Source organism: Flavobacterium enshiense, assembly GCF_040750275.1.
In the GTDB taxonomy this organism is placed as follows: domain Bacteria; phylum Bacteroidota; class Bacteroidia; order Flavobacteriales; family Flavobacteriaceae; genus Flavobacterium; species Flavobacterium enshiense_B.
Genome location: NZ_JBDOCV010000005.1, coordinates 443,177 through 468,333 on the forward strand (window position 1 = coordinate 443,177; position 25,157 = coordinate 468,333).

Here is a 25,157-nt window from a genome sequence, read left to right on the forward strand (position 1 = left end):
TCCTGATAATATTCATTGTCAAATAAAGAAATACTACCTTTGCACAAATTATAGCGAAATGAACAACGGAAAAGGAAATAATAAAAGAGGTGCGTCCTCAGGAAAAGGGAAAACCGGATTTGGCCCTAAAAAACCAAGCGGAACCGGGAAACCAACCTTTAAAAAAGACGAGAAGAAAACAGGTTTTCCAAAACCAAAGCCTTCTTTTGATAAGCCAAAAGGTCCAAAAACGCCTAAAAAACCTTCCAATCCTGATGAAATCCGTTTGAATAAATATATCGCGAATTCCGGGGTGTGTTCCCGTCGTGATGCCGATATTTACATCCAATCCGGTAACGTAAAAGTGAACAACGAAGTGGTGACGGAAATGGGGTATAAAGTAATGCCGGGTGATGTTGTAAACTTTGACGGAACGGTAATCACACCAGAGAAAAAAGAGTATATCTTACTAAATAAACCAAAAGGCTTCACGACTTCGAGAGAGGAAGATATGAATTCTAACAATGTGTTGGATCTAGTTCGTAACGCTACCCGCGCTAAGTTGCAAGCCGTTGGGCGTATGGATAAAACCACTACAGGTTTGTTGTTGTTTACGAATGATACGGATATGGTTCGTAAATTTACAACGCCTAACCAACGTTCTTCCAAAGTGTATCAGATTTCGCTGGACAAGAATTTGAAATTTGAAGATTTAGAACGTATCGCATCCGGTTTAACCATTGACAATCACCGTGTTTTTGTGGAAGAAGTGAGTTATATAGAAGATCAGCCGAAAAGCGAAGTAGGTTTGAAAATGAAAACCTCCAATGTAAAAGTAGTGCGTTCCATTTTTGAGCATTTGGATTACAATGTGTTGAAAGTAGACCGCGTTGTTTTCGCCGGATTGACCAAAAAGAATTTGCCAAGAGGAAACTGGCGCTTTTTAACCGAACAGGAAATTATAAATTTAAGAAATATCTAAAACCCAATCCCGCTTCGTCGGGATTTTTTAATACTTACAATGACACCAGAGAATTTACAATCTATTGCTTTTCGTTGGTTTGACGCCTTCAATACCAAATCATTAGAGAAGTTATTGTCGCTTTATGATGATGAAGCACAGCATTTCAGTCCGAAATTAAAAATCCGTCAACCGGAGACCAATGGTTTGGTGGTGGGAAAAGAAGCCATGCGTGCTTGGTGGCAGGATGCTTTCGACCGTTTGCCAACCTTATATTACAAAGTAACATCGCTAACGGCAAATACCGACAGGGTTTTTATGGAATACATCCGTCAGGTAGAAGGCGAAGAGGATATGTTAATTGCTGAAGTACTGGAAGTTCGTGATGGAAAAATTATAGCTTCCCGCGTCTATCACGGATAAAATTAGTAGTTTTATATTCTAATCTTTAAGTTCGTAATTATGAGAAAAACAACTTTTCTTTCAGCAGCTTTAGCACTTGCGTTATTTTTTGTGCAATGTAAAAAAGAAGAAAAAGTGGTCGATTTTAAAGTGTTAACCGAGAAGTATTTCAAAGGGAAAAACGAACTGAATCCGTTGGATGCCACGTTGAACGGGCAAAATGACTATAATGATCAGCTGGTGTTTGAAATGACGGATGCTTATCGTAAAAAACAGGCGGATTTTTTCAATAAATATGAAAAAGAATTGGGAGATGTGGACACCACGGCCCTTACTGAAGAAGAAAAAATCAGTTATCAAATTATTAAATGGGAGACATCCGTCGGTAAAGATTTGCTGAAGCAGGAAGCGAATTTGATGCCGGTCAATCAATTTGAAAGTACCCATCTTAAAATTATGCAGTTTGCTAGTGGTACCGCATCACAACCTTTTAAAACCGAAAAGGATTATCGCAATTTCCTGAAACGTATGGAGTTGTATTCGGTTTGGATAGATTCGGCTATCATCTACATGGAAAAAGGGATTCAGAAACGGGTAGTCTTGCCAAAAGCACTTACTGAAAAATTAATTCCGCAGTTCGAAGATCAAATCACTGCCAATGTGGAAGATAATTTGTTTTATTCGACGATTAAAACCATGCCGGCTTCTTTTTCGGATGAGGTGAAAACATCGCTTAAGAATGATTATACGAAAGTAATCAGTGAAAAATTGGTTCCGAAATACCAAAAAATGGCAACGTTTTTACAAACCAAGTATTTGCCGGCTTCCAGAACGGGTAGTGGTGTTGGTAGTCTTCCCGGTGGAAAAGACTTGTATGCGGTATATGTAAAGCAATGGACAACTACCGAAATGAAGCCTGAGCAAATTCATGAATTAGGTTTAAAGGAAGTGGCTCGTTTGAAAGCTGAGATGGAAAAAATAAAGGAACAGGTGGGTTTCAAGGGAACAATTGTGGAGTTTTTTGACCATGTGCGTAACAAGCCGGAATTAAAACCGTTTAAAAAGCCGGAAGGAGTGATAGCCAATTTTGAAGCGATTCACAAAAGAATAAAGCCGAATGTAGATAAATTTTTCTCGTTGCAGCCTAAAACACCTTTTGAGATAAGAAGAACCGAGGCATTTCGTGAAAAAACCGCCAGTGCGGAATACATTCAGGGAACAGCCGACGGAACAAGGCCTGGGATTTTTTATGTGCCGATACCGGATGTGAAAAATTATAATTATTACGGTGATGAAGATTTGTTTTTACATGAAGCAATCCCAGGGCATCATTTTCAGGTTTCTTTGCAGCAGGAAAACAAGGAATTGCCGGATTTTAGAAAATTTAGCTGGTTTGGAGCGTATGGTGAGGGTTGGGCGTTGTATACCGAAAGTTTAGGTAAAGAATTAGGATTGTATGTTGATCCGTACCAATATTTCGGAATGTTGGGTAATGAGATGCATCGCGCTATTCGTTTGGTGGTTGATACGGGCTTGCATTCTAAAGGCTGGACACGTGAACAGGCCATTAAATATTCGTTGGAGAACGAAGCGGAAAGTGAGGCGAGTATTATCTCGGAAATTGAGCGCTATATGGCGTATCCGGGGCAGGCTTTATCGTATAAAATTGGGCAGCTGAAGATTATAGAATTGCGTCAGAAAGCCCAGCAACAGATGAAAACCAAATTTGATATAAAAGTGTTTCATCAAAAAGTGCTGGAGTCGGGTTGTATGCCGTTGGCACTGTTGGAAAGCAAAATTAACAACTGGATTAAAACCGGTAAGTAATAGAGAAGCCATCCTGTTAGGGTGGCTTTTTTGATGGGAATAGTTTAAAAACAAAAAACCCTTGAAATCTTATGAAGTCAAGGGTTGTAAGTGGTGCCTCCAGGAATCGAACCAGGGACACATGGATTTTCAGTCCATTGCTCTACCAACTGAGCTAAGGCACCATTATGTCTGCTTTCGTTAAGCGTGTACTGCTTGCTGATTGCGAGTGCAAATATAGAGCGATTTTTCATTTATGCAAAACAATTTTTTAAAAAAATCAATTTGTATCTTTGTTTGCACAATTCAATAACTATGCTTTTAGCCATCGATGTGGGGAATACCCGAATTAAAGTTGCTGTTTTTGAGAAAGATAGTCTTTTGCTGAAAGATGTTTTTTTTAAAGAAGAGGCCGAAAAAAAAATTCAAAATATTTTTCAAAAATTTCCAAAAATTGAAAATTCGGTGTTTTCATCGGTCGGAAAATTGGAAGAAAAGGTTCTTGAATTGATTAGGAAGTATTCTAAACTTACCATTATTTCGTCGGAAACAGAATTCCCCTTCGAGAATCATTATGAAACGCCGAAAACTTTAGGAGTGGACCGCATGGTGTTGGCTTCTGGAGCGACCTTGTTGTATCCGAGACAAAATCGCCTTATTATTGATGCGGGAACTTGTATTACCTATGACTTTGTAACGGCTCAAGATGTCTATCTTGGAGGCGCCATTTCACCCGGATTTCGTCTGCGCTATGAATCCTTACATAATTACACGGCCAAATTGCCGTTGTTAACTTTAGAACAGCCTGAAAGTTTTATCGGGAATTCTACAAAACAATCCATTCATTCCGGCGTTGTTAATGGAATTTGTAATGAGATTGAAGGTTTTATTGATAGCTATCAGAAAGAATATCAACATTTAACAGTAATTTTAACAGGCGGTGATGCGGAATTTTTGGCTAAAATCATAAAAAACACCATATTTGCCAATCCAAATTTTCTCTTGGAAAGTTTGAATCATTTACACAATTATACAAGCAGCAATGATTAAAAAGATAATCTTAGGAATTAGTATACTTTTTTCAACAACAATTTTAGCACAAGAGGGGACAGCTTCACCATATTCTTCATACGGATTAGGAGAAGTGAAATTTGGAGGTACAGCAGAAAACCGGGCCATGGGTGGTTTGGGGGTTATTGTGGATAGTTCAAGAATTAATTTGCAGAATCCCGCGACGTATTCGTCTCTTAAATATACAACATTTGCAGTAGGTGGTTCGAATAACAGAGTAAACTTTAAAACGAACAGTCAGGAAGAAAAGGCGCAACGATCAACTTTGGATTATCTTGCTGTGGGTTTGCCTATGGGAAAATTAGGGATTGCATTTGGAGTGATGCCTTATTCTTCGGTTGGGTATAAGATAAGGAAAGATGCTTCCGGTGCAGAACCGATTATGCAAACATTTACCGGTGAAGGGGGTATCAATAAAGCTTTCTTAGGAGGTTCGTATATATTTTCCAAGAAGCTGAGTTTAGGATTGGATGTTAAATATAATTTTGGAAAAGTAACTACCGAGGCTATTGCTTACTATCCAGAGGTTGTGTGGGGGTCCAGATCTAAAAATGAATCCCGATTTAGTGGTTTTTCCACGACTCTGGGAGCGTTTTATCAGACAAAATATAAAAATAAATACGATTGGCAGAGCAGTTTTACATTCTCGCCTGAAAGTAAATTGACATCTGAAAATTCAAGAAATGTAGCAGTTGTTACTTATACTTTGCAGGGAACTGAAATTATCGGTGATCAAATCGATGTGGAAGTTGCCGATACGGAGCAGACCATTCCGATGAACCTGACTTTTGGAACATCTTTCGGAAATGTAAAAAAATGGATGGTGGGAACTGAATTTATGCTTCAGGCTAAAAATGATAATTTGAATGTTGAAAATGTGGAGTCAAAGACAGGAGGCAGATTCTCTTTGGGAGGGTATTATATTCCGAAATATAATTCGTTTTCCAGTTATTTTGACCGAATAACCTATAGAGCCGGATATAAATTTGAAGATTATGGTATGACAATTAATGGGAAAAACATTATGAGTCATGGTGCTTCAGTTGGTTTTGGTTTTCCGGTGGGAACTACAATTTCCAGTATCAATTTAGGTTTGGAATATGGTAAACGAGGAACCAGAAGCAATGATTTAATCGAAGAAAACTTTTTCAACATAAGCCTGGGCTTGTCATTTAGTGATCGTTGGTTTGTTCGTGTTAAATACGATTAATACAGTTTTATTGAAAACGAAATTTAAACATATAAGCTTTTGCATAGCTGCAGTTTTTACTGTGGCTTTGTTCTTTTCATGTGAGGGTAATTTTAAGGAGGTTCAGAGTATTAACCGGACTACTTTTGCTCCAACAGGTGAGGCGGATAATGTTAATTTGAAGTATACGGATTCCGGAAAAATAAAAGCAATCTTGGTTAGTCCGAAATTGTTGGATTATTCCAATTTGAAATATCCCTTTACTGAATTTCCTAAAGGGATACAGGTTACCCTGTACGACGAAAAAGCACAGAAAAGTTATGCGGTTTCGGACTATGCCATCACGTATGCAAAGACTGATATTATTGATTTGCAGGGAAATGTAAAAATCACCTCGCATGACGGGAAAATTCTTGAAACCGAGCAGCTTTATTACGATCAGAAAAACGAATGGTTTTTCACTGAGAAACACTTTAAGTTTACAGATGCAGCCGGTGGCTATCTTGAAGGGCCCGGAGTTGATTTCAGTAAAGATTTTAAAGTTTTTAACATGCAAAACAGCCAGGGGCAGGTTACTAAAATTGATTAAAAATGAAAATACTTAAATTCACACATTACCTTTATCTGGTTATCGCTCTTCTGTTTTTGATTGATGCGATTGATAAATTGCAAAACAATGAAAACGCAATCGTTAGCTTTCTTTTTGTAGCTGTGGCGGTTTTTATGTTTTTCTTCCGAAGAAGCTTTCTGAACAGAATGAATAAATAATTAAAAACGACCGAAAAAACTTTGTGCTATTATTTTATTATTTAATAGATAATTGTATTTTCGCCCTCTGAATAAAAATTTTAACTATATAAAATGGCAGTTTTATCAAAAATCAGACAACGTTCAATATTACTGATAGGAGTAATTGGATTTTGTTTATTGGCATTCGTAATTGGTGATATCGTCCAGAATGGAGGTTTTAACCAGACTTCAAGAAATATCGGAAGCGTAAACGGAGAAAATATTTTAGCTCAGGAATTCCTGGAGAAAGTAGCCAATACTGAAAAAGGCGGGCAGGGTATAAGCTATACTCAGGCTGCTAATTCTGTATGGGAGCAAGAAGTGAAACGTATTCTTTTTGGAGTGGAATTTGAAAAATTAGGATTGAAAATTGGTAAAGATCAATTAGTAAACGTAGTGAAACAAAATCCTAATATTGCTCAGAATCCTCAATTTTTAAATGCTGCCGGAGTATTTGACGTAAATAAATTCAATGAGTTTTTAAACACTTTGAAGAGTTCAGATCCTGAAAGATGGAACGCTTGGTTGAAAGACGAGAAAAACATTGAAAATTTTGCATTGGAGCAAATGTACTATACCTTAATTAAATCTGGAATCGGTTCAACTAAGGCAGAAGGGAAATTGGCTTACGAAAGAGAGAACAATAAAGTAGATTTTGACTACGTAACTGTTGCGTACTCGACTATTAAAGATGAAGAAGTAAAAGTTTCCGATGCAGAGCTTTTAGAATACATGAAAAAACACCCGAAAAAATACAAATCGGATAGTTCACGTGATCTTGAATTTGTTTTCATCGAGAACAAACCATCTGCTGAAGATGAAGCGGAAATGAAAACGACTATTAATGGTTTACTTACGGGTCGTGTAGTTTACAATGATAAAACTGGTAAGAATGATACATTGCCAGGTTTTAAAGCTGCAACAGATGTGGCAGAATTCGTAAATTCAAATTCGGACATTAAATTTGATTCTACGTATATCGCTAAGAAAGACTTACCACTTGAGCACCAAGAGCAATTGTTTGGCTTACCGGTTGGAGAAGTATTCGGTCCTTATATTCATAATGGATATTCTTGTCTTTCCAGAATGTTAGGCAGAAAAGGTGGTGCATCCGCTAAAGTTAGCCACATTCTTATTGGATATGAAGGAAGTAAAACGCCAAATTTAACAGTAAAAAGAACAAAAGAAGAGGCACAGGCTAAAGCAAACGAATTGTTGGCACAGGCACAGGCTAATCCAGGACTATTTGCTATGTTGGCGATGACCAATACTGATGATTCTGGTTCAAAACAAAACGGAGGTTCATACGATGATGTTGTTCCCGGACAAATGGTTAAAGCTTTTGATAGCTTCCTTTTTGGAAATCCGGTGGGTAAAATCGGGGTGGTAGAAACAGAGTTTGGATTCCATGTAATTAAAGTTGATGCTAAGTATGATGCGGTTCGTATGGCTACTATTGCCAGAAAAATTGAGCCGTCTGAAACTACAGCAGATGCAATTTATACACAAGCAGCAAAATTTGAAGCAGATGCGAATGCAAAAGATTTCGAAGCGGTTGCTAAGGAAATGAAATTGAATATTACCCCTGCAACAGTAAAAGTTACAGACGAGTATTTGGCATCAGCGGGAAGCCAAAGAGCTGTAATTTCATGGGCATTCAGTAAAAAAACAAATGAAGGAGATGTTAAGAAATTTGACAACCTTCAGGGACATATTATTGCAAGAGTTAAAGCTAAAAATGAAACAGGATTATTGTCTGTTGAAGAAGCTAAACAATCGGTGGCACCTATCTTAAGAAACGAAAAGAAAGCCGCTATGATTAAAGCTAAAATGACAGGAGCTACTCTAGAAGCAGTATCGCAAAAAACAGGAGCTTCAGTGCTTACTGCTACAGCAGTTTCTATTGAGAGTCCGGTTATTCCATCTGTTGGAAATGAGCCAAAAGTGGTTGGAAAGGCTTTCGGATTGAGCGCAGGTAAAACGTCTCAATTGATTGAAGGACAAATGGGGGTTTATATGATAAGACCTAAAAATGTGGTAAAAGCACCAGCATTACCAAATTATGCACCATACACTGCAAAACTTAAATCGCAAAACCAAGGTTCGGTTTACGGAAGAACAATTGGAGCACTTAAAGCTGCTGCAGAAATTGAAGACAATCGTTCAGATTTCCAATAATCTGAAAAATATAATTCAAATAAAAAGGTTTGCCATTGGCAAACCTTTTTATTTTATCATTTCTGAGTAAGGTAATACCGTAAGGTATCCCAGAGCTTTGAAATAGTCAGTAGGGTCGTCTTTAGAAATGGCGAGAACAAAATCGCCTCCCCAGGCCCCCAGGCTTTTTACCACACCGTTAAAGTCGTTAAAAAAAGCTTCTTTGACCGTTTGCATTTCCAAAATATCACTCATGATTGCTTCATGATTTTCCAGAATTCCTGCAAATTCTCCAAGGGATTGCGCTTGAATAGCGTTAGAAGTTAATTGGCTTATTTTTGCAATAGTTTTGTCTAGTCGCTGTTGTTTCTCATAATAGCTGGCAATGGCTGCTTTGCTGTTTTGTTTTTTATTCAGATAGACAAAGTATAAATTTTCTTTAAAAATAGGATTGAAATCGAGGGTATGGATAATGGGTTTTCCGGATTCCAAATGATATAAAATAGGGGTGTTATTCTGAGCACAGGCAATATCATAGCCGCTACCACCAAAACTGTTGCGTAGTAATTCAAAAGCATCAATTGTAAGCCATTGTGCAATATTATTGATTAGCGTTGAAGAAGTGCCCAGTCCCCACGCTTTTGGAAAAGTCAATGCTGTAGTCACCGTGTAGCCTTTCGTGTTTTCTAAAAAGGAAGGATTTGCCCGATAGGCATGGTGCAGAATTTCAATCAGTGTATTTTTGACTCCGGCATCTTTCCCAAAGGTCATTTTTTGTTTTACTTCTTCAAAATGAATGCTGTCAGTAAACCAGACTGAGCCGTCAATATCATAACTTGTCCAGTGGATTGTATGTTCAGGACCTTCGCTAACATGAAGATATTGTCCAAACTTTGTGGGAAGCGCCAAAGCAGTTGCTCCTTCAAGCACCACATATTCACCGGTAATCAGTAATTTGCCGTTGCTGTAGAATGTTTTTTTCATTTGCAGTGAACACCCTTGTTTAGTTGCGTAAACTTTCCAGATAATCGACTACGCCGGAATGCGATACCGTATTTTTTTCAAAATACTTGATAACCTGTTTTTTTTCTTCTTCTGTTGCTTTGAATTGGTTGAGGATATTCATCAGGTGCATTTTCATATGTCCTTGCTGGATTCCGGTTGTCGTAAGCGAACGCAGGGCGGCAAAGTTTTGGGCTAAGCCTGCTACTGCAACAATCTGCATCAGTTCTTCGGCTGTTGGGTTGCCAAGCATTTCCAATGAGGCTTTAACAAGTGGATGTAAAGTGGTCAAGCCGCCTACAGTTCCTAAAGCTAAAGGAATTTCCATCCAGAAAGTAAAAATGCCATTTTCTACTTTGGCATGTGATAAACTGGTATACTTCCCATTGCGAGAGGCAAAAGCATGTATGCCGGCTTCTACAGCTCTGAAATCATTTCCTGAAGCAATGATAACAGCATCAATACCGTTCATGATCCCTTTGTTGTGTGTTACCGCACGGTAAGGTTCAATTTCAGCAATTTGAACAGCTCTAACAAACTTTTCGGCAAATTCTTCCTGAGAAATATTTTTGTCTTCTTTTAGTTCCGCAACCGGACAGGAAACTTCAGCGCGAACCAAACAATTCGGGACGAAATTTGATAGAATACTCATAATAATCTGAATATTTTTTTCTTCGTCGCTAAAGGCCGTGTATTTTTGGGCTTCTTCTTTCAGGGTTTTGGCAAATTGTTCCAAACAGGAATTGATGAAGTTAGCTCCCATACTGTCTTTGGTTTCAAAGGTCGCATGAAGCTGATAGTAATTTTCCAGCTCAGAGGTTTTGTCGCGTAATTCTATGTCAAGAATTCCACCACCACGCTTTTGCATGTTTTTAGTAATGCTTTCCGTTTCAGAATACAATTTTGGAGTAATACTGGTAAAAAAAGCATGAAGTGTTTCAAAACTTCCCGGAAACATAAAATGAACTTGTCCTATTTTTTCAGTGCCCAATACGGTAGTCTTAAATCCGCCGCGATGTGCCCAGAATTTAGCCGCTTTTGAAGCTGCTGCCACAACAGAACTTTCTTCGATTGCCATGGGAATAGTGTAGTTCTTTCCGTTGATCAGGAAATTGGGTGCTACACCAAGCGGCAGGTAAAAATTGGAGATGGTATTTTCAATAAATTCATCATGAAGTTTTTGCAATTCAGCATCACTGTTCCAGTATTTTTTTAGTACCGCAACGGCTTGCTCCGGATTTGAAAAATGATGTTCCGCTATCCACTGTACTTTTTCTTCTTTGGAAAGTTTTGAAAACCCACTTACCGCTTTTGTCATTTTATCTGCATTTAATTCGTTGGACAAAGATACAGTTTTAAGGTGTTAAAACCGGATAGTTTTCGTCCACTTCAAAAGTGATTTTTCCAGAATCTCCCGATTGATTGGTTTGGCCAGATAATCGTTCATTCCAATTTCACGGCAGTATTCCTGTTCGTCTTTGATAATACCCGCTGTCAGAGCAATGATAATGCATTCATTGTCTGTTTCTCTGATTTTTTGGGTAGCCTCATATCCGTTTACAATTGGCATTTGGATGTCCATTAGGATGATATGCGGTTTGTGAAGGGTATGCTGTTCTATGGCCTCTTCTCCATTTTTGGCCTGAAAAACCAAGGCTTTTGGGATAATTTTTTCGACAAGTGTTTTCGATAGTAACATGTTTATTTTGTTGTCTTCCACAATAAGAATGCGAATTTCGTCATTAAGGTTTATTTCCTGATAAGGCGTTGATATAACCGTCGTTTCTGTTGCATCCGGATTATTTAGCTCGTTTAGTGTTTGTTGCAGGATGTGAATTTTTACAGGTTTTACCAATGGTTTTATAGTTGTTGTCATTGGATAGTTGCCGATATTCGCATTTGAATTCTGCATCAGGATAATCGGTTTTCCAAATTTCGAAAGATCATCAATTCCTTCGTTTCCGATGAGCTCGTAGTCTGCCACGAAAATATCGACATCCGGATTGAACTTATAAGCGTTTTGATAGTTTTTATTTGTAACCGTTTTGATATGAAAATGGTTAAGCATGCGTTGTAATACTTCAGAATTCGTTGTATTGTCTTCCAGAATCAATGCTTTTTTGAATGTATTGCCTTCGAGTTGTTTCAGTGATCCGCAGTGTTCGGCTTTAAATTCCAGCTCAAAGAAGAAAATGGTTCCTCCTTCCGGACGATCTTCCAATTGTAATTTGCTGTCCATTAATTGCAACAGGCTGTCTGTGATAGGAATACCTAATCCTGTACCGCCAAATTTTCGGGTAGTGGAATTATCTTCCTGAGAAAAGGCTTCAAAAATTCTTTTTCTGTTTTCCGGTTTAATTCCGATCCCGGTGTCTTTTACAAAGAATTTCATTTTTGATTTTGATTCGTTTATTTCTTCATACCGTACTTCGAGCTCAATTTCGCCTTCAAGGGTGAATTTCACGGCATTGGCCAATAGGTTGACCAGAATTTGTTTTGTTCGTATTTCATCTACCCAAATTAAGCAGGGTATGTCTTCCGGAATGTTTACAATAAGCTCAAGATTTTTTTCATGAGCAGAATATTTCACCATATCAATTACTTGATTGACAATGTCGTGCAGATTGGTCTTGGTGATGTCTAATTCTAGTTTTCCAGCTTCAATTTTAGAAAGATCAAGAATGTCATTTACAATTTCCAGCAAGGCATCAGCCGATTGGTTTACGGTAACAGTATATTGTTCCTGAACAGAGTTCAAATCCGTTTTGAGTAAAAGATTCGTAAAACCAATGATACCGTTTAGCGGTGTACGGATTTCGTGACTCATATTCGCCAGGAATTGAGTTTTTGATTTGTTGGCGGCTTCGGCTACTTCTTTTGCTTTTAAGGCATCTTCTACTTTTCTTCGTTCAGTAATGTCGATGACTACCCCTTCAATATATTTACTGTCTTTCTCAATGGAAATGGCTTCACCATATTCCTCAATCCAGATGATTTCTCCGTTTTTCTTTATCAATCTGCAGGAAATATGAAAAGGCTTGTTGTTTAAAATGTTTTTCTCTATTTCTTTTGATACCCTTTCTTTTTCTTCTGGGTGGTACAAATCAAAAAGAGAAATTCTTCCATCGAAGAAATCGTCTTTGGAATAGCCGGTTAATTTTTCAATTTCATCATTCAGGAAGATTTTAGTGCGTTGCGGATTGTATTTCACCAAATATACTGCAGCCGGAATATTGTTGGCTAACAGCCTGAATTTTTCCTCACTTTCTTTAATGGTTTTTTCTCCGTTGATACGTTCTATGGTGGAAGCAATGTTGTTGGTGAAGGTCTGTAAGATGTTTACTTCGTCTGTGGTCCATTCCCGTTCTATGGTACAATCATCAAAACCAATAAAACCACCAAAACTTTCTTTGATGAAAATTGGTAAAATCAGTACGGAAAGTATATTCTGTTCTTCAAGAATGCGTTTTAAGCTTTCTTCGTGTATATCGTTTACTTTAGCTATGTACGGTTTGTTTTTTAATAAGTAATCCATGAATTCCGGATACACATCATGCGCGATATTTTGTAATTCAGGATTGTCTATTTCTTTTAGCGCCTCGTTTTTCGACCATTCAAAACGTTGACTCATCAGGTTGGTCGCCATGTCGTTTTCGAAATAATAGACACGATCTACTTTGGTGGCTTCACCGATATAACGCATCGAATCTTCAAAAATCTGATTGACATTTTCACTTTTCAGTAAACGGTCAGTGGTTTTGGCAATGGAGGTAAGGATTTCGCTTTTAAAGATAATCTGATGTTCTGCTTTTTTGCGTTTAGTGGTCTCGATTGCTAATGCTATAATATCGGCAACCGTTCGGGCAAAGTTAATTTCATCAATGCTCCATTTTCTGGAGACTGCTACGGTTTCATAACAAGTTACTCCTACGAGTTCTCCGGAAACGATGATCGGGAAATCTAAAAGGGATTTAATATTGTATGTTTTGGTGTAACTTTTGGTGAATTCAACGGTACTTGGGTCGGTCTCAACATCATCTGCAACTATGCTGCCTTTGCCTTCTATGGCGTTGAAATAGATAGGATATTCCGTTTTTAACAGTTTTTTTCCTGAAATATAAGTGTCGTTCGCTTTTTCGTATAGTGTGTACAGTTCGATTCTGTCGTTATAGTTGTTCCACAAGCTGGCACGGTCAATGTTCATGGCCAAAGCGGCTTGCTTTATAATATATTGTATTAATTTTTCCTGGTTTTCATATTGCAGGAAGTTTATAGTGGAAATTTTGTTCAGTGTTTGATTCAGACTTAAACTTCTTTCCTTGCGGATATTGTCTTCAATTTCGATTTTTTTAGCGGTAGTAATGTCTCTGACAATGGCTGAATATCCGAAAATTTTTCCTTTGTCGTCTTTTTTGGCCGTGACTTTTTGAGAAACCCAAAGTCTATCCCCATCTTTTTTAATGATTGGGAATTCAATAACATCAAATTCGTCATCATCACCATGAACAGCATAATAATCGTTGATCATTTTTGCATATTCTTTAGGGATAAGATCCGAGAAATGTTTTCCAATAAAATATTCCATTGGAAAGCCTAATAATTTAACGGCAAATTGGTTTACAAATGTGAAATGGCCTTTACGGTCAATTTCAAAAATGATGTCAGACGCATACTGAACCAGGTTGCGATATTGTTCTTCCACCAAAACTTTTCCGGTAATATCCTGGCCGTTAGCTACAAAAAGATTGTCACTGTATTTCTGGTCGGCCCATTGAATGTATTTGTAATCTCCGTTTTTGCATTTTAATTTCCGGATATAAACCGAATCAGGAACATAAACAGTATTGTAGTCAACTTCTTTAAACTCTTTGTCTTGTGTGAGTTTCCAGAAATTTTCGCCCATTACATCTTCAGGGGTGTAGCCAAGAATTTTTTCAATAGATTTTCCACAGAAGGTCAAATTTCCGTGACGGTCTGTGGCAATAGTCAGTGAATTGGAATTGTTAATAATACTGCTGGTGAAAATGATTTTATCATTGGCATTCAGAATGGCTATCCGACGGGCATAATTGATTACCAGTATAATAAACGAAGTGTTTATGAGTGTGATGATTTGTTTGGTTTCCGTAGTGTGGTTGAAAAGCAAAACAACTAAAATAGCAATGAGTGAAATTACAAAAAACAAATACTGATTCACCTTTTTGAAAACACTATAGGAGAAGAATAAAATCAGCAGGAATTCTGTAAACGTTATTAAATCGAAAGGGAGCATGATAATTTTATAGACAACCGTTATGGCGTATAATGTAATGAAACATATAAAAATTGTTCCCAGTAGGTCTCTTATTTTTTTATATTCTTTAGACAGATAATATATTGTGAAACAAAAAATACCTACAAAAAGATTAGATATCAGATCGAAATTACTACGTTCAATAAAGAAAAGATTTATCACTTCCGTGAGCGGAAAAATGATTCCAAGAAAGAAGAAATAAGTGCGTAACTCGTTGGCATTGTCATAATCATCTGCAAAATTTTTGATGAAATCTTTGTTATAAGTTGAAGCTTTTTTGAAAACAATTTTGGCAAAAAGGCCTATAAAAAAGAAAATAGGTAGTAAAAACCACCATTTGTAATAATACGGTGCCTCAATTTCAAAGCTAAAATCAGTAGAAGGACCTATGGTATTACCCAACTTATCGACCATTTTTACTTCGAATTTGTATTGGCCGTGGTTTAGGTTGGTGTAAGTTACCTCTCTTGTTTTTAGTGGTTTAGACCAGGTGTTGTCTGCGCCTTTAAGGTGATAGGTGTAATATACTTCGGAGTCGTTTTTTTAATTGATTACACCAAAACGGAAGGTTAATTGGTTGTCTTTGGGGTTAAAAACATGTCCTTGTTTCGGAATATTGAACCAATTATCCCCAGAATCTTTTTCAGTTGCCCAATTTCTGGATTGGTTAAAAACGTCTACACCGGTAATTCGTAGAACTGCCTGATCTTTTGTTCGGGGTTTGTAATGGGTTAGGTATTTGTAAAGGCCTTTTGGAGTCCCGAAAAATAGGTTTCCGTTTTCATCTGTAGTTTGTGCTCTTGTATTGGTTTCGAGTCCTTTAAATCCATTTTCGGAATCGTAATTGTAAATGTTGGTGATTTTACCTTCCTCGGTTACGGTTACTTTGTCGATGCCTAAATTGGAGCCGATATAAATATTGGATTTCTGGTCGGCAGAAAGAGTATAAATAAAAGTGGAAGTAAGGCCGTTGTCTGTAGTAAATACTTTTATAGTGTTTCCTCTAACAAAATGCAGTTTATTGTCTCCGGCGAACCAGTAATTTCCATTACTGTCTTTACAGGAGGTTGTGACGGTTTTTACAATTATTGGGGATGAAATCTGAAAGGATCCTAGCGCTTTTTCAGTAACTGTGAAGAGTCCTTTATTGGTTCCGATGTACCATTGTTTACTGTTTATTTCTTCCAAACTCGTGGCATTTCCGACGTCTACTCCGTCATTCATCTTACTGATGAAAGCTATTTGATTTAAATTGGGATCGGTAATTAAAACACCATTTTGGGTTCCTATAAAATACCGGTTGGATTTGTCCTGCTTAATGATGTTAATAGTTGAATTTTCAGGTATTTTGCTGTTTATAGGGGTGGGAATAAGGCTTTTTTCGCCAACTATAAAAACGCCTCCTCTGGTGGCAGCCAGAACTTCTTTTTTATGATTCATGAAAAGACAAGAGGCCCCTCGCATGTTATTATATTTTCTTTTTAGGCGGAGTTCCTGTGTTTCGTCACTTTCAAAATAATAAATACCGGTATTTAGAACCCCGGCATACAATCCCTTTTCGGTAGTTAAGACAGAAAAAATATAAGGCGATTTCAGTTCCGGGATGTTGTTATAGTTGTAGAAGTTTTGGGAGCTGGCTCGGTAAAGTCCTGTGCCGTATGTTCCGATATACATTTGCCCGCCTTTGTCCTGAAACATGCAGAAAATGTTTTCTCCCATAAAGCCGTTTGTCTCGTTGATGAAACTGGTGTACCCTTTCATGTGCATGGCCAGGCCTTGTTTTTGGGTTCCGGCCATCCAGATGAAACCACTTCGCCCTTTGAGCATTTTTGTGATGGAAAAAACTTCTTTGTTGGATAGTGTTATTTTGTCCGTGAAGGTTATTTCAAAGGAGTCTTTGCTTCTGCTTTTCAATTGGTATACCTCTCCTTTTGAATTTCCTATCGCGATTTGATTCTCTCCCGTTTCGGTAAGACAAGTGTAGCCGTTAAATTTTTCAGGCTCAATGGCGGTTGTTTTTTTGCCCGTAACTTTCAGGATTCCGTTCTGTGTTCCGATAAAAATATTTGAAAAGCGGTCCTTGTAAACGGAATTGATATCCAGCGATTCATCATTAAATCGGGTAATGATTTCCATCGAATAATCTTTCTTGAGGAAAAAGATTTCTTTGTCGGTAAAGCAATAGGTTCCTGTAGGAGTCGGGAGTAGTTTTTTTACGTATGCCCCTTTTATTAGAGGATTAGTGTGATCGAATTCCCGTATAAATTCCTGACCGTTATAGATTAAAAGCCCAGAGTATCGGGTTGCCATAACAATATTTTTGTTGGCATCTTCGGCGATGTCAATAACAAAAAAACCTTCCTTTTTTTTCGATTTGTTGATGATACGGAAGTTTTTACCGTCGTATCGGATTAATCCTGCGCCATCGGTACCAATCCATATCAGGTTACGGCTGTCCTGTGTTATGGATATAACGGTAGATGAAGGCAAGCCAGAACTCTGATCCAGTATCTCATAATTGAATACCTGACCAAATGTGGTTTGGCAAAAAAACAGGAGTAATGAAAAAAAAGCTATTTTTTTTATCATAGAATTGGGTGATCGCAGTCTGATTTAACAAGTCAACTAATAAATATAATACTTTAACTAATAATTCTCATTTTGTTTGTCTTTATTTTGAAAATATATCGATAAAGTGTTAAAAAAAGCCGATGATAATGATAGGCGTTTGTGTGGTGTTTTTACCTTTTAACAAATTAAATTGCCTACAATTGATATTTTTTCACTAAAATTGGAAGTTTTTTTACCATCGATTTTATGAAAAATATCACAAAATGTCTGTTTTTACTGGTGCTAACGTCTGTTTCGGCACTGGCACAACAAAAATTAACCCTTGAGGAAATCTGGGGAGGTGCGTTCCGTACACAAGGAATGAATGCACTAGAAGCCATGAAGAATACCAACCAGTACACGGTGCTTAATTTCGACAGGGCTACCCGATCCAATCAAATTGATTTGTACGATTTTGCTACGTTGGAGAAAGTATCAACTTTAATCGATTCCAAAAATCACAAAGAATTACAGGGAATTGATGCCTATACCTTCAGTAAAGACGAAAAGAAAATTCTGATTGCGAACAATTCTGATCAGATTTTCCGTCATTCGTTTGTAGCGGATTATTTTATTTACGATACGGCTACGAAATCCTTAGAGAAACTGGCCGATTACAAAGTTCAGGAGCCAATTTTTTCACCTGACGGTACTAAAATCGCTTATGCTTATCAAAATAACCTGTATGTTTATGATTTAGGATCCAAAAAACATACGCCAATTACTGCTGACGGTAAGAAAAATGCAGTCATCAACGGAATCACGGATTGGGTGTACGAAGAAGAATTTGCCTTTGTTCGTGCTTTTGACTGGAACGCAACAAGCGATAAAATTGCTTTCATCCGTTTTGACGAAACCAATGTTCCTGAATTCTCAATGGACATGTATGTATCGGGATTGTATCCGTCACAAAATGTTTTCAAATACCCTAAAGCCGGAGAAAAGAACTCCGATGTTTCATTACATGTTTATGATGTAAAAACGGCAGCAGCTAAGAAAATCAATTTAGATAAATACACTGATTTCTACATCGCCCGTATCGAATGGACAAATGAGGCCAATACGTTAAGTGCACAGGTTTTGAACCGTCACCAAAACAATCTGGATCTGTTGTTTGTAGACGGAACCACCGGAGCAACAAAAACGGTGTTAAATGAAAAAGACAAAGCCTATGTGGATGTAACTGATAACCTTACGTTCTTAAAAGACAACAGTTTTATCTGGACATCTGAAAAAGACGGTTTTAACCACATTTATCATTACGACAAAAACGGAAAACTGAAAAACCAGATTACCAAAGGGAAATGGGAAGTAACCGCTTATTACGGGTTTGATGAGAAAGCCGGTGCGATTTATTTTCAGTCAACAGAAAACGGTTCCATTAACCGTGATGTTTATAGTGTTAAATTAAACGGAAGCGCTAAAAAACGCTTAACCCTGCAAACCGGAACGAATGGTGCTACTTTCAGTCCTAATTTCCAGTATTTTATCAATTCGTATTCCAGTGCCAAAAATGCACCTAAGTACACATTGCTTGAAACAAAAACAGGGAAGTTGGTTAAAACAATCGTTTCCAATGAAGCGTTAGAAACTAAATTGGCGAAATATGATTTGCCTACGAAAGAATTCTCAGAAATCACAACGGAAAAAGGACATAAGTTAAACACTTGGATGATTAAACCGAAAGATTTTGATCCAACTAAAAAATATCCGGTGTTCATGTTCCAATATTCAGGACCTGGTTCTCAGCAAGTAGATAATAACTGGAACAGCACAGACGATTACTGGTTTATGATGTTGGCGCAACAGGGTTATATTGTAGCTTGTGTAGATGGTCGCGGAACTGGTTTCAAAGGGGCTGAGTTTAAAAAATGTACGCAAAAAGAATTAGGAAAATATGAAGTGGAAGACCAGATTGATGCTGCCAAATTGTTCGGAACGTATGCGTATGTAGACAAATCCAGAATCGGTATTTTCGGATGGTCGTATGGCGGTTTTATGGCTTCCAACTGCCTTTTCCAGGGTGCCGATGTGTTCAAGACTGCAATTGCGGTAGCACCGGTTACCAGCTGGAGGTTTTACGACAGTATTTACACTGAGCGTTACATGCAAACCCCACAGGAAAACCAAGGTGGATATGATAACAATTCACCAATCAACCACGTAAGCAAACTGAAAGGGAATTTCCTTTTGATTCATGGTACAGCCGACGATAATGTACACGTACAGAACACCATGAAAATGGTAGAAGCTTTAGTACAGGCTAATAAACAGTTTGATTGGGCGATCTATCCGGATAAAAACCACGGTATTTTCGGTGGAAAAACACGTTTGCAATTGTATACGAAAATGACGAATTTCATTAAAGGAAACCTTTAACATTAACACTCTATAAATTTTCAAAAACCAAAACTAAAAATGAGCGAAACAGCGAAACAAGGGCATCCAAAAGGACTTTGGGTACTTTTCGGGACCGAGATGTGGGAGCGCTTCAACTTCTACGGAATGCGAGCGATTCTTACCCTATTTATGGTAAATTCATTATTAATTAAAGAAGCTGATGCAGCCATTATCTATGGTGGTTTTTTGGCATTATGTTATTTAACACCGCTTCTGGGAGGATTTATCTCGGATAAATATATCGGTAACCGATACAGTATCATGTTGGGTGGTACTTTGATGGCTATTGGTCAGTTTTTGTTGTTTATCAGCGCATCAACATTCGATGGAAGTATAGAGTCGGCAAAATTGTTCATGTGGATTGCCTTATTCATTATCATTTTCGGAAATGGATTTTTTAAACCGAACATTTCTTCCATGGTGGGAAGTCTTTATCCAAAACAAGACAAAGACAAGTTGGATTCGGCGTTTACCATTTTCTACATGGGAATCAATATCGGGGCATTTTTAGGTCAATTTATTTGCCCTTATGTGGGAGATGTTAAAGATGCCGCAACCGGAGTGAGAGATATCCATGCTTTCAAATGGGGATTTTTAGCCGCGTCAATTGCAATGATAATCGGAACCATCACGTTCTTTATTCTGAAAAATAAATATGTAGTAACACCGGAAGGTCGTCCTATTGGAGGTTTGCCAAAACACAATACCAGCCACGATTTTGAGGAAGGCGAAACGCAAACCGCGCATTTCTCCGGAAAGTCAATCGGAATTGCTGCTATGATTTTTGGGGCGTTGTTTTTTGTGTTCCGTTACTTGTTGGTAGGAGAATTAGGATTTTCATCCGTTGCAATGGGGCAGCTGATAAAAGGGATTATCTATCCGTTTATTTATTCTGCAGGTATAGCTTTGGCCTATTTAATTATGAGTTCTGCCGAAAACAAAGTGGAGAGACAAAGAATCTGGGTTATTTACATTGTTTCCTTTTTTATCATTTTCTTCTGGGCCGCGTTCGAACAGGCCGGTTCCTCTTTAACGTTTATCGCAGACAACCAAACCGACCGAAATATTTTTGGTTGGGATATGCCGCCGTCCATGGTTCAGATTTTCAATGGAATATTTGTAGTTATGATGGCCTTACCGTTCAGTTTGTTATGGGATAAGCTTAGATCAAAAGGAAAAGAGCCTGTGTCGCCAATGAAACAAGCGATGGGACTTGCTTTAATTGCTTTGAGTTACTTTATTATTGCACATAACGTTAAAGATTTAGGAAACTCAGGATTATTGGCAATCAAATGGTTGATGTTATTGTACTTCATTCAGACCTTGGGTGAGTTGTGTTTGTCACCAATTGGATTGTCATTGGTAGGGAAATTGGCTCCAAAACGATTTGCCTCGTTGTTGTACGGTGTATTCTTCATCTCTAATGCTGCGGGTTATGCTTTAGCAGGATCATTGGGAGCAATTATTCCGGCAACAGGAGATAAGTTCGAAAAGGCTAAAAAACTTGGATTCAATCTGCAGGACGTTTTGGATAAAAAAGTTACTTTAACAGCAGAACAAGTTGCTTTATTTGAGAAGGAGCAGTTGCCAATTGCCAATACTTCATTTGCAGGTTTTGAGATCCACAATTTATATGAATTTTTCATGGTTTTCGTAGTATTGTGTGGTATCGCTGCTATTATTTTGGCGTTAGTATCGCCACGATTGAAAAAGATGATGCACGGAATCAACTAATTCCATTCCAAAATATTTTTATATCTTTCAAGCCTGTAACCTAGTTGCAGGCTTTTTTAATTTATAACTATGAAGAACAAACACCCTAAAGGACTACTCTTTTTGTTTTTTACCGAAATGTGGGAACGTTTTGGTTATTACCTTATTATCGGAATTTTTGTCTTGTATATGATTGATCCGGCTGCTACTGGCGGTCTGGCTTTTTCCGATAAATATGCCGATGATATTTTCGGAACCTATATTGCCTTAACCTATCTTACCCCATTTTTAGGAGGATTTTTAGCCGATAGGGTTTTAGGGTACTTCAAAGCGATTTATCTGGGAGGTTTCCTGATGGGATTAGGCTATATCGGTTTAGGGTTTCACAATCTGACTGCTTTTTATGTGTCGATGGCTTTAATTATCGTCGGAAACGGTTTCTTTAAACCAAGCATTTCCACTTTAGTCGGGAATTTGTATTCTGAGGAACAGTATAAAGCGAATAAAGATGCCGGTTACAACATCTTCTACATGGGGATCAACATTGGGGCCTTTATCTGTAATATTATAGCGGCTTTCATGCGTAATCAGTACGGCTGGAGTGCGGCTTTCATAACAGCGGGAGTAGGGATGTTCTTAGGGTTAATCATTTTTTATTTTGGGAAGAAACATTTAGAACACGCTAATGTGATGAAACCGAAACAGGAAGGTGATATTAGCTTGAACCGCATTTTATCCATGGTGTTTTTACCGGCGATTATTGCGGGAGCCATAGGATGGATGATTCCAGGAAATATTTTTAAAAGTGATTCCACGGATGCCTTTATTTTTGCATGTATCCCGGTTATCATCTTTTATGTTCGTTTGTACCTGAAAGCCAATCACGAAGATAAACGTCCGTTGGGAGCCTTATTGGCGATTTTTGCCGTGGGAATGCTGTTCTGGGCCGTATTTAAGCAAAACGGAACGGCTTTAACACGTTGGGCTAATTATTACACAGATCGTCAGGTAACGGGAACAACGGAATCGGCTTTGGAGAAAATTTATCTGGTGGATCAAAAAGATTATCAAACTAAAGAAGTACAGAAATACGACAATCAATTCCAGGCAGAGAAAGATGATGCGGGCGAGCCGATTAAGGTTCAGGGGAAAGATGTCTATTTTACGAATGTTTCTGCCGAACAAAGAGCGGAATTAGAAGCCAATCCGGAGCAGAAAGTTTCTTTAATCAATACTGAATTGTTCCAATCCATTAATCCGGGCTGGATTATTTTGTTAACGCCGGTTGTGGTAGGATTCTTCGCTTTATTGCGCAGAAGAGGAAAGGAACCGACTACTCCGTCTAAAATCGTATTGGGATTATTTATATCAGCATTATCTTGTTTGTTTATGGTGGCTGCTGTTTATATTGGAAGCAATGGCGCCGTAAAAGTTTCACCACTATGGTTGGTGGGAACCTATGGCGTAATTACTATCGGGGAATTGTGTTTGTCACCGATGGGACTGTCTATCGTGTCTAAATTGAGTCCACCGCGTTTAACGGCTTTAATGATGGGTGGTTTCTTCCTGTCAATTTCCATCGGAAACAAATTATCGGGGGTATTGGCCAGTATGTGGTACGATTACGACAATAAAGCGAATTTCTTTATTGTAAACTGCGGTTTGTTGTTGTTTGCCACCTTGTTAGGACTTTCTATTTTGAAGCGCTTAAACGGAGTCATGAAAGAAAAAGGATTGAATTAAGATGGGTAATACAATAGAACAAATTCAAGATTTTAAAGGAAAGTATCCAAAGCAGCTTTGGTATTTGTTTTTCAGCGAGATGTGGGAGCGTTTCAGTTTCTACGGAATGCGTGGAATGTTGGTGGTATTCATGGTCAGTCAGTTGTCGATGGGGGAAACCACTGCCAATTTACAGTATGGTGCTACTCAGGCCTGGGTATATGCCTTTACTTTCATTGGAGGTTTGTTTGCCGATAAAATTTTAGGTTTGCGCCGTTCTTTGTTTTGGGGAGGGTTACTGATGATTACAGGAAGTATCATTTTATCCGTAGAGCCTAAGAGTTTTTTCTTTTTAGGAATTTCTTTTACTATAGTAGGTACTGGTTTCTTCAAACCGAACATTTCTTCTATGGTAGGACAACTTTATAAAGATGGAGATGTGCGAAGAGATGCCGGATTCTCTCTTTTTTATGCAGGAGTTAATCTGGGAGCTCTTATTGGAGGCTATATTTGTATAGCGGTAGCCAAAGGGAGCTTGTGGTCGTCATTTATTCCGGAGCATTTGCGTTGGAATTTTGCTTTCGGATTTGCATCGATTGTGATGATTATCAGTTTACTTACGTTTACCCAAACTCAAAAAAGTCTTGGTGAAATTGGGCTTTCACCTTTGCGTCATCTGGAAGATTCCAAGCGTAAGATTTTTGAAATCGCAACTTATATTGGATCATTAGCTATAATACCGGTTATCATTTTGATGGTAGCCAATACAAAGTATACAGACTATTTCATGATGGTTATCGGTCCGGCATCTGTGCTGTATTTGTTTTATGAGATGAAAAATTTCTCAAAATCAGAGAACCTCAAACTTTTAGCGGCATTAGTTTTTATAGTATTCTCCATTTTCTTTTGGGCTTTCTTCGAGCAAAGTGGTGGATCTTTAAGTTTGTTTGCCGCGAACAATTTGCACAATACAGTTTTAGGGGTGGAGCTTGATCCTAACGGCGTTAATAACTCAGCGAATTCATTATTTGTAATTGGTTTTGCAGCGTTAGTCGGAATGGCTTGGCTTTGGATGGCAAAACGCAAAATTGAACCAAATACCGTAGTGAAATTCGGATTGGGCTTTTTGTTTTTAGCAGCCGGTTTCTGGGTTTTCTATTATACTAAATTCTTTGCCGGGCCTGATGGGAAAACTTCCTTGGATTTATTTACGTTCGGATGGTTTATCATTACGTTTGGTGAGTTGTGTTTGTCACCGATCGGGATGAGTGCCATGACAAAGTTGTCGCCTCAGAAGACACAGGCGGTAATCATGGGAATGTGGTTTCTGGCCAGCGCCTACGGACAATATTTTGCAGGCTTGCTAGGAGCTAACATTGCAGAAGCTTCCGAAAATGCCACCAATCTCGAAAAACTGAACGTTTATGCAGAGGGTTACGAGCAACTGGCTATTTATGCGTTAATTGCAGGGGTGGTCCTTATTGCGATTTCACCTTTGGTTAAAAAATTAATGCAGGACGTTAAATAATATCGGTATTCGGCATTATTTTTGTTATTTAGTATGCTGTAAATCATTTTGATGATGAAGAAAATAGTAGTGTTATTGCTTGTTGTCATGAGTACTTATTCCGTTAAGGCGCAGGAAAGTGAATTGACGTGGCATACCAATTTTGACAAAGCAATGCAGCTTTCTGTTGCAGAAAAAAAACCATTGATGCTTTTCTTTACGGGAAGTGACTGGTGCGGATGGTGTATGCGTTTACAGAAAGAGGTGTTTCATAAGACTGAGTTTGTTGCATGGGCCAAAGAGCATGTGGTGTTGGTAGAGCTGGACTTTCCAAGGAAAAAACAATTGGATCCGGCTATTCAACAACAAAATTTCGGATTACAGGATGCCTTGAAAATACAAAGCTATCCGACAGTTTGGTTTATCACGGCACAAAAGAAAGAAGACGGGAAAATCAATCTTTCCCAATTGGGACGTACCGGTTATGTAGCCGGAGGTCCGGAGGCTTGGTTGACAGGAGCGAATCAGATTTTAGCGAATTATAAAAAAGGATAAT

17 protein-coding genes, 1 tRNA gene and 1 pseudogene are annotated in these 25,157 nt (G+C 38.1%); 13 read left to right on the forward strand and 6 right to left on the reverse strand.

Translation table 11 applies throughout. The features are described from left to right. Positions 1-58: 58 nt before the first annotated feature. Genes ABGT15_RS11250 through ABGT15_RS11260 form a run of 3 tightly spaced genes read left to right on the forward strand, consistent with a single transcriptional unit; the run spans position 59 to position 3,169 of the window. Positions 59-961, forward strand: a complete 903-nt coding sequence (locus ABGT15_RS11250; RefSeq protein WP_367231522.1) for a pseudouridine synthase — start codon at positions 59-61, stop codon at positions 959-961. Between the two features lie 39 nt (positions 962-1,000). Further along, positions 1,001-1,363, forward strand: coding sequence for a nuclear transport factor 2 family protein (locus tag ABGT15_RS11255; protein WP_367231523.1), 363 nt, complete (start codon positions 1,001-1,003; stop codon positions 1,361-1,363). 39 nt (positions 1,364-1,402) lie between these two features. Further along, a complete protein-coding gene (locus ABGT15_RS11260; protein ID WP_367231524.1) occupies positions 1,403-3,169 on the forward strand; it encodes a DUF885 domain-containing protein in 1,767 nt (588 codons plus the stop codon). A gap of 91 nt (positions 3,170-3,260) precedes the next feature. On the opposite strand, the gene ABGT15_RS11265 is transcribed toward ABGT15_RS11260, so the two are convergent. Next, positions 3,261-3,333, reverse strand: a tRNA-Phe gene (locus ABGT15_RS11265). 130 nt (positions 3,334-3,463) lie between these two features. Here ABGT15_RS11265 and ABGT15_RS11270 point away from each other — a divergent pair. The 5 genes from ABGT15_RS11270 (at position 3,464) to ABGT15_RS11290 (ending at position 8,375) form a co-directional block, all read left to right on the forward strand. Next, positions 3,464-4,198 carry a type III pantothenate kinase gene (locus ABGT15_RS11270; RefSeq protein WP_367231525.1) on the forward strand — a complete coding sequence of 245 codons (735 nt, stop codon included), beginning with the start codon at positions 3,464-3,466 and terminating at the stop codon, positions 4,196-4,198. Then, positions 4,191-5,429, forward strand: coding sequence for a hypothetical protein (locus ABGT15_RS11275; protein ID WP_367231526.1), 1,239 nt, complete (start codon positions 4,191-4,193; stop codon positions 5,427-5,429). Before ABGT15_RS11270 ends, ABGT15_RS11275 begins: the two co-directional genes overlap by 8 nt. Before the next feature lie 10 nt (positions 5,430-5,439). Then, a complete protein-coding gene (gene lptC, locus ABGT15_RS11280; protein ID WP_367231527.1) occupies positions 5,440-5,997 on the forward strand; it encodes an LPS export ABC transporter periplasmic protein LptC in 558 nt (185 codons plus the stop codon). A 2-nt stretch (positions 5,998-5,999) separates the two neighbouring features. Next, entirely contained in the window at positions 6,000-6,176 is a 177-nt protein-coding gene (locus ABGT15_RS11285) for a hypothetical protein (RefSeq protein ID WP_367231528.1), read from the forward strand. A gap of 93 nt (positions 6,177-6,269) precedes the next feature. After that, the gene (locus tag ABGT15_RS11290; protein WP_367231529.1) at positions 6,270-8,375 is read left to right on the forward strand and encodes a peptidylprolyl isomerase; all 2,106 of its coding nucleotides are present in this window, start codon (positions 6,270-6,272) and stop codon (positions 8,373-8,375) included. A gap of 48 nt (positions 8,376-8,423) precedes the next feature. On the opposite strand, the gene ABGT15_RS11295 is transcribed toward ABGT15_RS11290, so the two are convergent. From ABGT15_RS11295 to ABGT15_RS11315, 5 genes and pseudogenes are all read right to left on the reverse strand, one after another. Then, the gene (locus tag ABGT15_RS11295) at positions 8,424-9,338 is read right to left on the reverse strand and encodes a GYDIA family GHMP kinase (RefSeq protein ID WP_367231530.1); all 915 of its coding nucleotides are present in this window, start codon (positions 9,336-9,338) and stop codon (positions 8,424-8,426) included. A 19-nt stretch (positions 9,339-9,357) separates the two neighbouring features. Beyond that, positions 9,358-10,674, reverse strand: coding sequence for a hydroxymethylglutaryl-CoA reductase, degradative (locus ABGT15_RS11300; protein WP_367231531.1), 1,317 nt, complete (start codon positions 10,672-10,674; stop codon positions 9,358-9,360). A 45-nt stretch (positions 10,675-10,719) separates the two neighbouring features. Beyond that, entirely contained in the window at positions 10,720-14,628 is a 3,909-nt protein-coding gene (locus ABGT15_RS11305) for a PAS domain S-box protein (RefSeq protein ID WP_367231642.1), read from the reverse strand. 390 nt (positions 14,629-15,018) lie between these two features. Beyond that, positions 15,019-15,177, reverse strand: a pseudogene (locus ABGT15_RS11310) (triple tyrosine motif-containing protein); the annotation flags it as partial. A gap of 15 nt (positions 15,178-15,192) precedes the next feature. Then, positions 15,193-17,238, reverse strand: a complete 2,046-nt coding sequence (locus ABGT15_RS11315) for a ligand-binding sensor domain-containing protein (RefSeq protein ID WP_367231532.1) — start codon at positions 17,236-17,238, stop codon at positions 15,193-15,195. A 228-nt stretch (positions 17,239-17,466) separates the two neighbouring features. Between ABGT15_RS11315 and ABGT15_RS11320 the strand changes: the two genes are divergently transcribed. From ABGT15_RS11320 to ABGT15_RS11340, 5 genes are all read left to right on the forward strand, one after another. Then, positions 17,467-19,638 carry a S9 family peptidase gene (locus ABGT15_RS11320; RefSeq protein ID WP_367231533.1) on the forward strand — a complete coding sequence of 724 codons (2,172 nt, stop codon included), beginning with the start codon at positions 17,467-17,469 and terminating at the stop codon, positions 19,636-19,638. A gap of 39 nt (positions 19,639-19,677) precedes the next feature. Next, a complete protein-coding gene (locus tag ABGT15_RS11325; RefSeq protein ID WP_367231534.1) occupies positions 19,678-21,393 on the forward strand; it encodes a peptide MFS transporter in 1,716 nt (571 codons plus the stop codon). A 69-nt stretch (positions 21,394-21,462) separates the two neighbouring features. Beyond that, a complete protein-coding gene (locus ABGT15_RS11330) occupies positions 21,463-23,115 on the forward strand; it encodes a peptide MFS transporter (RefSeq protein WP_367231535.1) in 1,653 nt (550 codons plus the stop codon). A gap of 1 nt (position 23,116) precedes the next feature. Beyond that, a complete protein-coding gene (locus ABGT15_RS11335; RefSeq protein ID WP_367231536.1) occupies positions 23,117-24,622 on the forward strand; it encodes a peptide MFS transporter in 1,506 nt (501 codons plus the stop codon). Positions 24,623-24,673: 51 nt separating this feature from the next. Beyond that, the gene (locus ABGT15_RS11340; protein WP_367231537.1) at positions 24,674-25,156 is read left to right on the forward strand and encodes a thioredoxin family protein; all 483 of its coding nucleotides are present in this window, start codon (positions 24,674-24,676) and stop codon (positions 25,154-25,156) included. The last annotated feature ends 1 nt before the right edge of the window (position 25,157 follow it).

Coding starts and splice junctions, on each gene's coding strand:
- ABGT15_RS11255 (WP_367231523.1), top strand. CDS start 1,001: ATGACACCAGAGAATTTACAATCTATTGCTTTTCGTTGGTTTGACGCC.
- ABGT15_RS11340 (WP_367231537.1), top strand. CDS start 24,674: ATGATGAAGAAAATAGTAGTGTTATTGCTTGTTGTCATGAGTACTTAT.
- ABGT15_RS11335 (WP_367231536.1), top strand. CDS start 23,117: ATGGGTAATACAATAGAACAAATTCAAGATTTTAAAGGAAAGTATCCA.
- ABGT15_RS11290 (WP_367231529.1), top strand. CDS start 6,270: ATGGCAGTTTTATCAAAAATCAGACAACGTTCAATATTACTGATAGGA.
- ABGT15_RS11250 (WP_367231522.1), top strand. CDS start 59: ATGAACAACGGAAAAGGAAATAATAAAAGAGGTGCGTCCTCAGGAAAA.
- ABGT15_RS11260 (WP_367231524.1), top strand. CDS start 1,403: ATGAGAAAAACAACTTTTCTTTCAGCAGCTTTAGCACTTGCGTTATTT.
- ABGT15_RS11270 (WP_367231525.1), top strand. CDS start 3,464: ATGCTTTTAGCCATCGATGTGGGGAATACCCGAATTAAAGTTGCTGTT.
- ABGT15_RS11275 (WP_367231526.1), top strand. CDS start 4,191: ATGATTAAAAAGATAATCTTAGGAATTAGTATACTTTTTTCAACAACA.
- ABGT15_RS11285 (WP_367231528.1), top strand. CDS start 6,000: ATGAAAATACTTAAATTCACACATTACCTTTATCTGGTTATCGCTCTT.
- ABGT15_RS11325 (WP_367231534.1), top strand. CDS start 19,678: ATGAGCGAAACAGCGAAACAAGGGCATCCAAAAGGACTTTGGGTACTT.
- ABGT15_RS11330 (WP_367231535.1), top strand. CDS start 21,463: ATGAAGAACAAACACCCTAAAGGACTACTCTTTTTGTTTTTTACCGAA.
- ABGT15_RS11295 (WP_367231530.1), bottom strand. CDS start 9,338: ATGAAAAAAACATTCTACAGCAACGGCAAATTACTGATTACCGGTGAA.
- ABGT15_RS11320 (WP_367231533.1), top strand. CDS start 17,467: ATGAAAAATATCACAAAATGTCTGTTTTTACTGGTGCTAACGTCTGTT.
- ABGT15_RS11300 (WP_367231531.1), bottom strand. CDS start 10,674: ATGACAAAAGCGGTAAGTGGGTTTTCAAAACTTTCCAAAGAAGAAAAA.
- ABGT15_RS11315 (WP_367231532.1), bottom strand. CDS start 17,238: ATGATAAAAAAAATAGCTTTTTTTTCATTACTCCTGTTTTTTTGCCAA.
- ABGT15_RS11305 (WP_367231642.1), bottom strand. CDS start 14,628: ATGCTCCCTTTCGATTTAATAACGTTTACAGAATTCCTGCTGATTTTA.